This is a genomic window from Levilactobacillus cerevisiae (assembly GCF_003946245.1).
In the GTDB taxonomy this organism is placed as follows: Bacteria; Bacillota; Bacilli; order Lactobacillales; family Lactobacillaceae; genus Levilactobacillus; species Levilactobacillus cerevisiae.
This window is the reverse complement of record NZ_RHNN01000009.1, coordinates 12,889-26,582: the sequence shown is the minus strand read 5'-3', so window position 1 is coordinate 26,582 and position 13,694 is coordinate 12,889. Positions and strand designations below refer to the sequence as shown.

The following is a 13,694-nucleotide window of genomic DNA, read 5'->3' as shown; positions in this document are numbered from 1 at the left end:
CATGCATAAATGATGATTCATTCATTGGAAAGAACCTGTGCACATTGGTTATATCTGGTTAATGGCTTACCCGAATACTCCTGAATAGGTTAGCCTAATCTGCTTACACGGGATTAGGCCTAACTAGATTTATTTTCACAGCCTCCTTTTTCAATCAAAAAAGGAGGCTGTGACCAACGTCACAACCTCCAATGATTATTCTATTCATATTGCAGCGCTACCAAACGCGCCTTAGACAAGGCTACATTTCATCCGGTGCCTTCACACCCAATAACCGTAAACTTTCCTTGACCACGATTGAGACCGACTTAACCAAGGCTAACCTTGCTGGTAACCCGGCATCGTCCGTCAAAATCTTGGAGTGCGCGTAATACTTGTTGAACGTCTTCGAGAGCCGAATGGCATACTTGGCAATGACTGAAGGCTCTAGCTCATCACAAGCCATCTTAACCATTGCTGGGAAGTCGGCCAACGTCTTGATGGTATCCCAGGCTTCTGGATCCGTCACCTGATTGTTCGCTGGCGTCACAGCCGTTGCACCGGCCTTACGTAAGATACTCTCGGCACGGGCATGGACGTATTGCACGTAGGGACCGGTTTCGCCTTCAAACTTCAACTGATCAGCTAAGACGAAGTCGATGTTGTTGGTCCGTTCGTTCTTCAGGTCACCAAAGATGATGGCCCCAACCCCAACTTGTTTGGCAACGTCGTTCTTGTTGGCCAAATCAGGGTTCTTCTCATTAATTTCCTTCTCAGCCAGGGTGACGGATTCTTCCAGCACTTTGGCTAAGAGGATGATCCTGCCTGAACGGGTCGACAGCTTCTTACCATCAACCGTAATCAACCCAAATGGCACGTGTTGAACGTTAGGCGCGGACTTCAAGCCCATTTCTAACAGAACGGCTTTCAACTGTTGGAAATAGTACGTCTGTTCCGACCCAACCACGTATAAATTCTTTGCTGGTGCGTATTCACGGTCACGGTACAACGCCGTCGCAATGTCTCGCGTGATGTACAGGGATGCCCCATCACTCTTCAAAATGAGGGCTGGGTTCAAATTGTACTTACTGAGGTCAACAACCTGGGCCCCTTGTGATTCAACGAGCAGGTGCTTGTCCTTTAAGATTTGGACAACTTCGTCCAATTTATCATTGTAGAAGGCTTCTCCGTTAAAGGTATCAAACGTCACGCCTAATTTTTCGTAAACGTCATTGAACTCTTCCAAGGAAGCTTCGCGGAACCATTTCCAGAGACGGTGGGCTTCAGGGTCACCATTTTCAAGCTTCCGGAACCATTCACGGGCTTCGTCGTCTAATTCTGGCTTGTCCACGTCCTCTTTATGGAAACGAACATAGTATTCCACCAATTTGTTAATGGGATCAGCCTTAACGTCGGCTTCGTTCCCCCACAGCTTGTAAGCCGTGATTAATTTCCCAAACTGGGTGCCCCAGTCGCCTAAGTGATTGTCCTTGATTGGCGCGTAGCCGTTCTTAGTCAAAATTTCAGCGATAGAATTCCCAATCACCGTTGACCGCAAGTGCCCCATGGACATTGGCTTGGCAATGTTAGGTGATGACATATCAATTGGCACCTTACCGCCGTTGCCATCGTCATTCTGGCCGTAAGAGGCCCCTGCATTCAGGACGGTGGCCAGCGTTGCTTCGCTGTATTTTCCTTTATCAAAGAAGAAGTTCACGTACGGACCGGCAACGACGACCCGTTCAAAATCACTTGTATCAATCTTTTCAGCCAAATTCTGTGCAATCTGTTGGGGTGCTTGATGCAAAACTTTAGCCAAAGCAAACGTTGGAAACGCCATGTCACCAAGATCAGACGTCTTGGGTGTCTCCAACTTCAGAGCAATTTCCTCTGCTGACAATTGTCCATCTAAAGCCGTCGTCAAAGCCGCAACCACCTGTTGTTTATAGTCCATACGAAATTTCCTCCCTGTAGTTCAAGTATGATTATGCTGATTAGTCTCAGTGTACACTATTTCCTCAGGGCGTCAAAGGTGTGCCCCTTTATTTTTTATGGTTAAAGCTTAAACGTTGAAAGATCAGCTAGCAGAAATTCGATCCATAAATTAGCCGGAAATTGCCACCTGCGGCTGCCAGAGATTCCGGCTGCTATGGGATAGCCTGGGGCCTCCTCCGGTTAGGATTATTTTTCACCATGACATTGCTATGATTGTCGCTGGCCTGGCAACATTTGCTCGTAACCATTGGTCATAGTCTATGTAGGCTTACTTAGCCGTAGTATTTAGCCTTCCAATTTTACATTGCCAAGACGGGTGTCAGGTGTTTTTTTGAAAAAAATGCGACGTTGCGTTAGGAGCGGGCACGTTCATTTCAGTACATACACCAAAAAGCCACGTTTCCATCATGGATACGTGGCTCCCAGCAACGACGTTTGAATTTTGGACAAACAAAAAACGCCTATTTCTAGACGTTTGAAGCGGTTATGCACCGCTACCGATGTGTTAGTTATGCCCCGAGCAGGATTCGAACCTGTACTTGATCACTCAAACAGCGACCTGAACGCTGCGCGTCTGCCAGTTCCGCCATCGGGGCAACTCAACAACAAATAATATATTACACTAAACTTGAATAAAAGGGAAGCCTTTATTCAGTTTTTTTTGAACTTGGGAATTTTACGGCTGTTCCGTAGGCGTGCACAACCAAAAATTTCGGTGCCACATTCATTCGCACAACCTCGGTATTAAAGCGAACTTCAATCAGGCCATCGGCTTTCGCCTCTTGTGCTTGCTTCATTAAATTTTGTTTTGCCTCATCGAATAATTTATCAAATAATGAAAATTCATCCGGTTTTTCCGACCGTAACATGGTACTCGTCGTGGTCGTTAAAATTCCCTGAATGGCGTGAGCCCGATTAAGCCCACCAGTTGTCATAAACAATTTTGTTTCCCCCTCATATTTTTGCTTGGTCCCGGCGCTGAATCCACGACATCAGAAAGGCACCTATGAAGACACCCAAGCCATTTGTGATGACGTCATTGATATCGACCCACCGACCAAGGCTGACCAGCCAATTTCCCAGTGCCTGACCCGCTTCTAACGTCAGCCCGGTGGCGACCCCTGCTAGGAGCCACTGGGGCCAGCGTAACCGCGGCCAATTCATTTTCAATAGAATTCTTTGGGGCACCGTCATCACGATGTTCAGCCAAAAGGACGTGTCCATGCTGGCCCGTTCAAACGGTCGGAGCACCCAAATACCCCCGGCAATCCAATGTGTCATCACTTGGCCGACACTGGAACTGCCAAATGAGAAGGCAATGGGCGTCCAGGTCAATGTCGCCAAGGCCCAACACCCTAACCACCAGAACAGTCGCCGGTAGCGCTGATGCCGAAACGCTTGCACAGTCATGCCTGCCCAAACGCAGCTCACAATGATGTATGGTAACCAGCGAATCACGGTCATGCCCCCTCAATGTTTCCAGTATACCGGGTCACTTCCGCAAGAACAATGGTTATCCCCGTTTTCTCCCTATTTTTGCGTAAACAAAACCACTAGCGGTCAATCCTGCCGCTAGTGGCCTTATATTACCGTCCCCATCAGGATTAGGAACAACTGTAAGATAACACAGTTAATTGTCGGTGGCTGTTATCAGGATTATTTAGCGACCGTTCAACCGCTCATCTTACTTACCCAATGGCTAATTTATTTACGCCTCTTCGTATCCCCCACGACATTTCTATTCATGCTTCCGTAACTTTAATCCAGCCAAGCCCAGCGCACCGATCAGTGTGGCAAGGCCCGCCAAGACATAGTTACCAGTCCGAACTTCGCTAGTCTGTGGTAAGGTCGTCGTTTGCGCTTGTTGCTGAGCACGGGTATTGGTATTCTCGGCAACCGTTGCCGCTTGGCCACTCGCCTTTAAGTTGGTTACAGCACTAGGCGTTTGGCTGGCGACCTGCTGTTTCTTACCCGTGAGCGTATCGGCCGCGCCCCCGGTAGTCGTCTTCCCAGCTACCTTATCGGCGGGCGAGGTCTCATCAATCGTTGCACCATCCCCGCCAGTTGTCACTTGACTGTCTTTCGTGTAGGTAAACGTAATCGTCTGACCGGCCGCCGTGTAGGTTCCAGTGGCGTTGGTCTTGCCCGTTACCTGGTAGCCCGTTACCTCAGGCGCGTCAATGTTGAAGGCATCGCCAACGTTACCGGTGACGACCTTGGTGCTGATAGCATTCCCCTTTTCATCGACGCTAACAACCGTCACGGTCCCCGTAGTTGCATCTGGATCCGGCGTCTCTGGTGTGACTGGCGTTACTGTCTTCATCTTATTTATCACGGAGAAGTTCACCCAGCCACTGTAATCGCTGGTCGTACCATCGCTCGTGACCACTTTAATGACGTAATCGCCATCCTTGGCTGCCATATTGGCTACCAGCAGGAATCCGTCAGCGTTATTCGGATCCGCGGTCACCGTGAACCAACTGGACGCATCCGTTTGGTTCAGCGCCCACTGGTTGTGATTGACCACGTTGTCCGTAGAAACGATGGCGTAGACGACCAAGGCACCATTGCTAAATTTCCCCGGCACCATCTTAATCGAGTCAACCGTCTGACCGGTTGTAAAGTCCATGAAGTTGGTAAATGTGCCATCGGTTGGATCAAAGCTGTGCGCTGCATTCGTTAAGACGTGATGCGTGTTGTTCAGCGTCTGCCCGTAACCAACCATGAAGGTCCCCGGCGTATAAGATCCGGGAACAATTCCCGTGCTAATTTGATTCGTGGCATATTCCAAACTCGTTAACGTTGCCGTGTTTGGTAACGTCCCGGTAAACTTGTTATTTGAAATCCGTAAGCTCTGTACCGACCAATTCGAAATATCTGGCAACTGGCCACTTAATTGGTTGCTGTTGACGTTGAGTTCCCAAATATTTTTCAAGTAGGAAATGTCAGGTAAGTTCCCGGTCATTTGGTTATCACTGAAGCTCACCATGTACAATTCAGGGTACGCCGTCAGGTCTGGAAAGCCACCAGTCAAATTAATATTATTCAAATCCAGGTACTGAAGTTGCGAGTTGCTGGCAAAGTAGGCTTTTAGGACGTCATCCGCCGTTGTCTGCCAATCAGTAGTCACGTCATCTACGTTGAAGATGCTAAACTCCCGTAAGTTAGGAGCAAATGAGAAATCAATCATGCCATCCTTAGGTAATTCGGCATTGGATAAGTGGATGGACCGCAGATTGGTGAAGTATTGCAGGCCTTCTAGATTCTTAATCGGTGCAAGGTTAAAGTATTGTTCGAAGGTATTCACGCCATACTTCATCCAGTCATCATCAAAGCCGGCATATTGGTACAGGTCTGCTGAGGTCACTGTACCGTTTGCGTTGTAGTATTGCTTGTCGATTGAGCCGATGAGTAACGCTCTTAGACTGGCATCTGGCATCCACTCAGTAGCATCTTTACCGTTGATTTTATAATAATCTGGCGCATAGGTGACAGGCACTGCCGTTAAATCCTTTGGCCCTTGCGAAACCTTAGCCACCGCCGCCCGCATCATCATGTGTCTGTTTGGCGTAACCGTCACTGGTTTAACTGGATCAGTGGGTGGCGTCAGGTTATTGACTTGTTTGTCCGTTGTGGTGTCTTTCACTTCAGCTGGCTTCGTAACGGGCTGATCTACCCCTGACGTCGACGTGTCTGGATTCTCAGCGGCTGGTGGTGTCACTGTTGTTGGATCTTGCACGTCTGCCTTTTCAGTTGCGGGTTCCCCTGTATTGTCTTTAGGCTCATTTACGACCGGACCATCATTTTTGGAACCGCTTTTATTTACGACGTTATCATTCGTGTCTGGTTGCGCTACTTTGGAGTCAACTACTTGTTTCTCAGGCGTAACTGCCGGCACTGTCTCCTTCGTAACTGCTGGCGCTTGAACAACCTGACTGACTGGCGCTACATCACCCGCTGGGTCCGTTGCCGCCTGCGCTGTCCCTTCGCTTGCGCCTACCAAACCCAGTCCAACAGCGATCACCGTGATACAAGTATAAATCCAACGTTTCCCTGCCTTATAGGATTTATAATGTTCTTTGGTTTCTCCGGTCACTGTGCGTTTCATGATCCACGACCTCCTCGGTTCCTCTGTCCCTTGACAGATGTCCTTCCCTAGTAAGCACATATAATAAACTATTATTTTCAGACGTGCCCACAATCTTATCCGGTTATCTGCTCCACTTGATTTTTATTTACAGTTACAGAGTTTCCTCACAAATCGGCTAAAGTGGATAAATAACTCTACACCCACATTGTAACCCATCCTGTGTAAATATCAAGGTGAATTGTACCCCCGAAGAACCAGTTCGACCGTGTTTCATTTCCGCCATAAACTAGCAGTTATATTCAATTAAACTATCATCTGATAACCATTTTACATTGTGATTATTCAATTCTTCAGAAGTCCCCGCCGTCCGCGCTTAAACTGGTTAATTTCACTAATTTTACTTTTATTTTACAAAAATTCTGCTATACTTAGCGATAGATAGTTCACCGGCTAAGGTATTTGCTTTTCATTTAGAAAACGTGTCACTTTTTTCAATTCGTTACCATGACGACTGAACATCTACTGACGTAAAGATTCTGTCTCTCAGGTACTTAGCATACCTGATCAGCGACCATCTTAGGTCTCGCATACCCACAACAATATTATAATTTTCAACCATTTGCTTATAGTAAAAACTTATTTCATCAATAATCGTTGAACTTAGCTGTCGATATGCTATATAATTATTTTGATGTTACGCTATCGCCACCTTGAGGTAGCTCACCGAACAAACGTCGACCAAGTTCCGTGTTTTTTGACCGATGAGAGCTTTTTTACTTGCAAGTGGCAATTTAATTGTATACAATACTCTGGAAAGTAATTGAAAGGAGGCCTGTGCCATGTCAAAAGTTAATCCCATCCTATTGGATGAACAACTCTGTTTCTCCATCTACTCTGCCAGCAAGAAGTTTAACCATTTTTACCAAAGCGCGTTGGCACCCTTTGGTCTAACTTATCCCCAATACATTGCCATGTTGGTCTTGTGGGAAGATGCACCGCTTACTGTTCACCAATTAGGTGACCGCCTAGAATTAGATAGCGGGACGTTGACGCCCCTCCTCAAGCGACTGGAGAAGCAAGGCTGGGTCGAACGGGTTCGTAGTCGAACTGATGAACGCCAAGTCTTGATTCACCTGACCGAAATGGCCGAGGAAAAACGCGATGAGGTTTACTCACGCATTGGTCAGTGCCAAACACTGCTAGACATGTCAGACGATGAGATCGACGACATGATGGGTGAATTAGTCACCGTTAAGAGTCAACTTGATACGGTCAGTCAGGAACGTAAGATTGCCCGAGAGGTCGATAAGCAGGTTTAAGGATATCCGATCAGTTCCGCCCATTGGCGACTGACCGGATTTTTTTGTCTTCAACCCAAGCGATTCTGACTCATTCGTCATTAGATAGTGAAACCCTCACAGAAAAAGCCGTCTCCACCAACGCCAGTCGCAGCGTCTTGGTGGAAACGGCTTGATTCTATTTTTATAGAAAAAGTTTGTTCGTCGGTTCTCTTATTCTGGCCAGGTTAGTGCAGCGTCCACAGCATGGCGCCCACCGCAATCAGGTTATTGAACCCGTGAAGAATAATGGTGCTCTGCAACTTCCCCGTTCGCTTGTACACGTAGGCAAACGTGCCCCCCATGACCGCGTAAATCAACCAGCTGATTGGATTGCTGCTCATGTGGACGATGGAAAATGCCACCCCACTGACAATGATCGGAATCCAAAACATTTTAGCCGGAAAACAACCATCGACCAAGAGCCCTCTAAACGTGACTTCTTCAATAATCGGACTGGCAAAAACAGCGGTCAAACTCAGCAGCACCAACGTCAGCGTTCCCTGCCCCATAAAGGAAGCGATGGCCTGGTTGTTAGCCGTACTGGTTTGATGATAAATGAGGTTATTCAACACGCCCAGCACCATCTCAACCACAATCACAAAGACGTAGCCCCGGATCATCAACCACCAGTCTTTCCCGGATAGGCGTTGCCACTTCACGGGATGGACGCGGTGGTAGACCCAGAGTCCTAAAATGATTGTCGCAATGAAGCCTGCGAGGTACACCACCGACCACAGAATTCGGACACCTAACGCACCGTTACCTAAAAACAGCAGCGGCACTTGTACGATATTTAAAATAATGACTAGTAGGATTACCCACAGCCACACCATGAAACTTCCTACTTTTAGCGTTTTTTCCGCCATAAAAATCATCCTCTCACTTTTGTTGATTCGCCTAACTAACCCGTTAACCGTTGGCAGGCGACCACAACCTGTTTGTTGCCCTTCAACGGCTTAACCAGTTTAGCGAAATATTTATATTTTAATGGCAATTTCTAAAGGAATGAGGTACTATAAAGTTGCGGGTAGGTTTGGATTGACCAGACCTGCGCGTGAGGCTTCTGTCCTCATTCAACAGACAGATTTCATTTTACTCCCCCAAAGTAGATGAAATTTTTTACAGCATAATCCCCCAATTATGTTGTAACCTTACTCTTTGGCCATTGCGACTTATCGTAATGGTCTTTTTTTGTGTGACGAACTATTTTGTTCCACGTTTCAGCAATGCGGTTTTGAAGATGCAACGCGAGTCTGGCCTTTGGTCCCACTCTCATCCCCACTCACCACCAGCTTAATCGTCTTCCTCATCACTGGGTTCAGGACGTGGCCAAAGGAACCAATAGAGGACTAAATTGACGACCGTAGCCAGAACAAATCCCACAACACCAATCATAACTTCTAACCACGCCGCCACGGTGAGGCTCACCATCAACCAAACGGTACCGCCAATCAATCCGGCGGTCAATAGGATGATCAGTAGTGCTGTCAAAACTTTCACGGTTGTCACCCTCCTTGCTGTCCAGTTTGTCCTTCACAGCTTACCACGTTTAGCGGACTTTTTCGAAAGAATTTTCATGAACGGATGCTTTCTTCAATGAAAACGATTACAATGGACTTGTGAAATGAAATTTTACTGAAGGAGTGACACTCATGACCAGTGTTTTAGTAACTGCACCAATTCCCCAGTCAGCCTTGGACATCCTAAACGATGCCGGGCTTGACGTTGAAAGCTATTCAGGCAGTGGATTAATCACCAAGGACGAGTTGTTAAAGCGGATTGTCGGTAAGGACTACTTGATCACGCCCCTTTCTACACAAGTGGACAAGGACGTTATCGATGCCGATCCTCAGTTGAAGATTATTGCCAACTACGGTGCTGGGTTTAACAACATTGACGCAGCATACGCTCGTTCCAAGAATATCCCCGTCACCAACACCCCCAAGGTTTCAACGGTATCCACCGCTGAAGTCACGACCGGTTTAATCATTACCCTGGCTCACCGGATGGTTGAAGGTGACAAATTAATGCGGACCAAAGGCTTTGACGGCTGGTCCCCACTCTTCTTCCTGGGCCACGAACTGGCTGGCAAGACCTTAGGGATCGTTGGAATGGGTCAAATTGGCCAAGCCGTTGCTAAGCGGATGGCCGCATTTGACATGAAGATCGTCTACACGCAACGTCACCCACTCGACGCTGCCACTGAGGAAAGTCTCAACGCGACCTACGCCACCTTGGATGAGGTTCTCGATAAGAGTGATGTCTTAACCTTACATTGCCCACTGAATGATCACACCCACCATATGATTGGTGCTGCACAATTTAAGCAAATGAAGAACTCGGCATACCTGATCAACGCCGCGCGGGGACCCGTTATTGACGAGGCCGCCTTACTCGAAGCCTTACAGACTGGCGAGCTTGCTGGGGCTGCTTTGGACGTTTATGAAGCGGAACCTAACGTTGATGACGGCTTCAAGGCCTTAGACAACGTTATCCTGACGCCACATGTTGGGAACGCCACGGTTGAAGCACGGGACGCCATGGCAGCTATCGTGGCCAAGAATGCGGTTCGTGTTGACAAAGGTCAAGATCCACTGTACATCGTCAATTAATCTGATAATCAGTTATTTCTTGAATGGTTCTCTACAAACTCTGTGGAGAACCATTTTTATGTTGTTCTGTGTGAAAGCACGCTCAGCAACCCAACTCAAGCCAACACACTGCAATCGGTTGCAATTGCGCTATTTCGGCGTTCATAACAATAATTATTTTTACCGCTTTCGACGGAAATAATTGCTTATTGCCTGGCGTTAGCCTAAGATTAATGGTGAAGAATACGCTATCATTTAGCAGAAAGGATGACGATCTCGCTTTGAAAATTATTACATTACACGTTCTAGATGATTCTTTGGAAGTCAGTTACCAACCGACAGATGGCTCCGGCGACCGGCAATTCATTATCGCTTACAACTCCGAGCAACCAATCGGAGACAATCTCGAGAATCTCCGTTTGAAATTAGCCGGCCTCGATGTGGATGCCGCCATTGTCGATAACGCTTTAAGCTATCCCTTTTCCGATACCGTTGTGGGCATTAACCATCAGCGCATTGATATTGGCTTGGCCATTACCAATATGTTAAACATCCCCGTTGTCAGCAAACAGGCCATTGCAGCCCACGGTTTAGCCGCTGCGCTCCAGGCCAAACGAACCTACCTCAGTTGGCACCTAGACTATTACGGGCAGTATCAAGGAAAACGCAATTACGGGCAGGAAGCCATGCTCACAGTGGGCAACGGTTTCTTCGGCCTACGGGGCGCTTATACGGAGGCCCACGCGGATGCGGACAATTATCCTGGCATGTACACGGCTGGCCTCTACGACCAGCTCACGACCAATCTAAACGGCCGGGAAGTCACCAATGAAGACCTGGTGAACCTCCCGAACGCGCAAGCCCTCTCCTTTGGAGTTGACCATCAGAATCCGTTTCAAATTAAGGCGGCCGACATTCAGGACATTTACCGGAGCCTGGACCTTCACACGGGGGCATTGACCACCACCATGCTGGTCCAACTCTCTACGGGTCACAGTCTGGAAATTAAGACGACCAAGCTGGCTAATTTCAAGGATTGGCACCGGCTGGCTATTCGCTACAGCATTACCCCCATCAACTTTGCGGGCAGTCTGCAGGTCTATTCGGCCATTGACGGCAGCGTTGTGAACGGCAACGTCACCCGGTATAATGCCTTTGACCAGCACCACCTGCGCATCACCGGCACTAGTCAGCAACCTGACAGTATCTTCCTCGAAGCCAAAACGCGAGCCTCTGACGTCGGCTTGGCCATCGGCTCCCATCTTACCGGTCCGGGTAAAGGCATGACCGCGCCAACTGACGGCCGGCCCCACGCCGAGCAACAGGTCCGGCAGATGCGCTCAGTTGACGTGCAACCGCACCAGACTTATACCTTTGAAAAGAATGTGGTCCTCTTCACCAGCCGTGAAACTGATGGCAATCTGTTACAAGCGGCCATAACCGACCTGGCTGCCGCCTCATTCAGCGACACCCTCAGCAGTAGTACCACTTACTGGCAACGTCGCTGGGCAGACGCCGATATTCAGATCAAAGGCGACATCACCTCGCAGAAATTAACCCGAGTGAACCTGTATCACTTGTTCTCGGCCGTGCAATCAATTCGTTCTGGCAAAATCGACGCCTCGATCAATGCCCGTGGCCTGGACGGTGAAGCTTACCGGGGACACGTTTTCTGGGACGAGATGTTCGACCTCCCCGTCTTTGCGCTTCATGATCCGCAACTGACCCGCCAACTGTTACTATACCGGTACCGCCGACTCCCTGCGGCCAAGAAAAATGCCCAGGCAGCTGGTTACGCTGGTGCCATGTTTCCTTGGCAGTCTGGCGCCGTTGGGGACGAGCAATCGCAAATCACCCATTTGAATCCCCTCACGAATACCTGGGATCCCGACTACTCCTCACTCCAGCGCCACGTGTCCTTAGCTATCGCCTACAACGTGATTCTGTACGATCGGATTTCAGGTGACACCGAGTTCATGGCCACCTACGGGTTGGAACTGTTACAAGAAATTGCCCAATTCTGGCTCAGCAAAACTAAATTAGACCAGAGTGAGCACCGTTACACCATCGATCAAGTCATGGGGCCCGATGAGTTTCACGAAAATTATCCCAACGCCGAATCGACTGGACTAGCTAACAACGCTTACACCAACCTCATGGTCACCTGGTTGTTTAACCAACTGGTCCAGATTCGCCAAGGCTTGAAGTCAGCGACCTTGCACACCGTTGATGCCAAGACGGGCGTCACCGATGAAACACTGACACAATTTAATGACGTCAGTCATCACCTCAAATTAGATATCAACGCCGACAACATCATCGGCCAATTTGAAGGTTACTTCAAGCTCCCGCGGCTCGACTTTACCAAGTATCGGGCAAAGTACGGGGACATTTCCCGGATGGATCGGATCTTGAAAGCCGAAGGGAAAACACCAGACGCGTATCAAGTTGCGAAACAGGCCGATGCATTAATGATTTTCTACAACTTGGACGCGCCACAAGTGATGGGACTGCTCAAGCAATTAGGCTACCCACTACCATCACAGGCGTTGGCGAAGAACCTGCAATTTTACTTAGACCGTACGACGCACGGCTCTACGCTCTCGCGGATCGTCTACGCGGCGTTGACCGCCATGGCGGGTAACATGGATCAGTCTTGGCAGCTCTTCTCCCAAGCCCTCTTCTCGGATTACTACGATATCCAAGGGGGCACAACAGCCGAAGGCATTCACCTCGGCGTCATGGGGGCCGTCACGTTGATGTCCACCCGCTTCTATGCCGGAGTTGATGCCTTGGCACCACAGCTGACGGTCAATCCCCACTTACCAGCGGCCTGGCAAGCCGTTAAGTTCCACCAACTATTGCGTGGCACTCGCTACACCTTTGACATCGATCACCACCACGTCACGGTCAGCGCGGACCACGCCGCCACCCTACAAATTGGGCAACAATCTGTTTCACTAAAACCTAACGTTTCACAAACCATAACCTATTAAGGAGTGTTTTACATGACTAAATTTGCTGATATTAAAGGATTTGTTTTCGACCTCGATGGTGTCATTACCGATACCTCCATCTTACATGGAACTGCTTGGCACCAATTGGCCGACTCTCTGGGCGTCGCTTGGAGTGAAGAACTGGGCAACGGCTTAAAAGGTATCAGCCGGATGGACTCCTTGGAAATGATTCTCAAAGCTGGCAACAAGGAAAACGACTACACCGAAGCAGAAAAGGAAAAATTAGCCGCGCAAAAGAATACCAACTACGTCGCCGAAGTTGACAAGATGACGCCGGCCAACATTTTACCCGGGATGAAAGCCTTCCTCGACGATCTCCGTGCCAAGGGTTACCAACTCTCCTTGGCTTCAGCTTCCAAGAACGCTCCCCGGGTCTTAGGCAAGCTGGAACTCGCTGACTACTTCCCTAAGATTGTCGACCCTGCCAGCTTAACGCACGGCAAGCCAGACCCAGAAATCTACACCAAGGGTGCTGAATTGCTCAACCTGCCAGCCAACCAATGTATTGGGGTGGAAGACGCCGCTGCTGGTGTGGCTGCCATCAACGCTGCCGGTGAAGTTTCACTGGGAATTGGGGATGCAACTGAATTGGGTGCGGCTGACATGGTCTTCGCCGACACCGCCGCAGTCACCCTCGCCAACATCGCCAAGAAGTTGGACTAAACCCGTGCCTCCAGGATGG

At 48.8% G+C, this 13,694-nt stretch carries 10 protein-coding genes and 1 tRNA gene; 4 read left to right on the top strand and 7 right to left on the bottom strand.

The genetic code is table 11. The features are described from left to right. Positions 1-241: 241 nt before the first annotated feature. From argS to EKM99_RS05580, 5 genes are all read right to left on the bottom strand, one after another. Positions 242-1,933: an arginine--tRNA ligase gene (gene argS / locus EKM99_RS05600; protein WP_125581713.1), complete on the bottom strand. Its 1,692-nt coding sequence runs from the start codon at positions 1,931-1,933 to the stop codon at positions 242-244. A gap of 553 nt (positions 1,934-2,486) precedes the next feature. Further along, positions 2,487-2,570, bottom strand: a tRNA-Leu gene (locus EKM99_RS05595). 51 nt (positions 2,571-2,621) lie between these two features. Next, the gene (locus tag EKM99_RS05590; protein ID WP_404819776.1) at positions 2,622-2,909 is read right to left on the bottom strand and encodes a heavy metal-binding domain-containing protein; all 288 of its coding nucleotides are present in this window, start codon (positions 2,907-2,909) and stop codon (positions 2,622-2,624) included. Positions 2,910-2,928: 19 nt separating this feature from the next. Then, a complete protein-coding gene (locus tag EKM99_RS05585; protein WP_225419795.1) occupies positions 2,929-3,432 on the bottom strand; it encodes a VanZ family protein in 504 nt (167 codons plus the stop codon). A 280-nt stretch (positions 3,433-3,712) separates the two neighbouring features. After that, entirely contained in the window at positions 3,713-6,082 is a 2,370-nt protein-coding gene (locus EKM99_RS05580; RefSeq protein ID WP_164511533.1) for a MucBP domain-containing protein, read from the bottom strand. Positions 6,083-6,903: 821 nt separating this feature from the next. On the opposite strand from EKM99_RS05580, the gene EKM99_RS05575 reads away from it, so the two are divergent. After that, positions 6,904-7,383 (top strand): MarR family winged helix-turn-helix transcriptional regulator, encoded by a 480-nt coding sequence (locus EKM99_RS05575; RefSeq protein ID WP_125581705.1) that lies wholly within the window; start codon positions 6,904-6,906, stop codon positions 7,381-7,383. A 206-nt stretch (positions 7,384-7,589) separates the two neighbouring features. Here EKM99_RS05575 and EKM99_RS05570 read toward each other — a convergent pair whose 3' ends face one another. Further along, positions 7,590-8,270, bottom strand: a complete 681-nt coding sequence (locus EKM99_RS05570) for a type II CAAX endopeptidase family protein (RefSeq protein ID WP_125581703.1) — start codon at positions 8,268-8,270, stop codon at positions 7,590-7,592. A 427-nt stretch (positions 8,271-8,697) separates the two neighbouring features. Beyond that, a complete protein-coding gene (locus EKM99_RS05565) occupies positions 8,698-8,904 on the bottom strand; it encodes a hypothetical protein (protein WP_125581701.1) in 207 nt (68 codons plus the stop codon). Positions 8,905-9,056: 152 nt separating this feature from the next. On the opposite strand from EKM99_RS05565, the gene EKM99_RS05560 reads away from it, so the two are divergent. The 3 genes from EKM99_RS05560 to pgmB all read left to right on the top strand — a co-directional run bounded on the left by EKM99_RS05560 (position 9,057) and on the right by pgmB (position 13,675). Then, on the top strand, positions 9,057-10,016 hold the full coding sequence (locus tag EKM99_RS05560) for a 2-hydroxyacid dehydrogenase family protein (RefSeq protein WP_125581699.1): 960 nt from the start codon (positions 9,057-9,059) through the stop codon (positions 10,014-10,016). A gap of 260 nt (positions 10,017-10,276) precedes the next feature. Then, positions 10,277-12,991, top strand: a complete 2,715-nt coding sequence (locus EKM99_RS05555) for a glycoside hydrolase family 65 protein (RefSeq protein ID WP_125581697.1) — start codon at positions 10,277-10,279, stop codon at positions 12,989-12,991. A 12-nt stretch (positions 12,992-13,003) separates the two neighbouring features. Next, positions 13,004-13,675, top strand: a complete 672-nt coding sequence (gene pgmB, locus EKM99_RS05550; RefSeq protein ID WP_125581695.1) for a beta-phosphoglucomutase — start codon at positions 13,004-13,006, stop codon at positions 13,673-13,675. Positions 13,676-13,694 lie beyond the last annotated feature (19 nt).

Bases quoted from the DNA above. Each gene is read 5' to 3' on its own strand.
- argS (WP_125581713.1), bottom strand. From the start codon at position 1,933: ATGGACTATAAACAACAGGTGGTTGCGGCTTTGACGACGGCTTTAGAT.
- EKM99_RS05590 (WP_404819776.1), bottom strand. From the start codon at position 2,909: ATGACAACTGGTGGGCTTAATCGGGCTCACGCCATTCAGGGAATTTTA.
- EKM99_RS05580 (WP_164511533.1), bottom strand. From the start codon at position 6,082: ATGAAACGCACAGTGACCGGAGAAACCAAAGAACATTATAAATCCTAT.
- EKM99_RS05575 (WP_125581705.1), top strand. From the start codon at position 6,904: ATGTCAAAAGTTAATCCCATCCTATTGGATGAACAACTCTGTTTCTCC.
- EKM99_RS05570 (WP_125581703.1), bottom strand. From the start codon at position 8,270: ATGGCGGAAAAAACGCTAAAAGTAGGAAGTTTCATGGTGTGGCTGTGG.
- EKM99_RS05560 (WP_125581699.1), top strand. From the start codon at position 9,057: ATGACCAGTGTTTTAGTAACTGCACCAATTCCCCAGTCAGCCTTGGAC.
- pgmB (WP_125581695.1), top strand. From the start codon at position 13,004: ATGACTAAATTTGCTGATATTAAAGGATTTGTTTTCGACCTCGATGGT.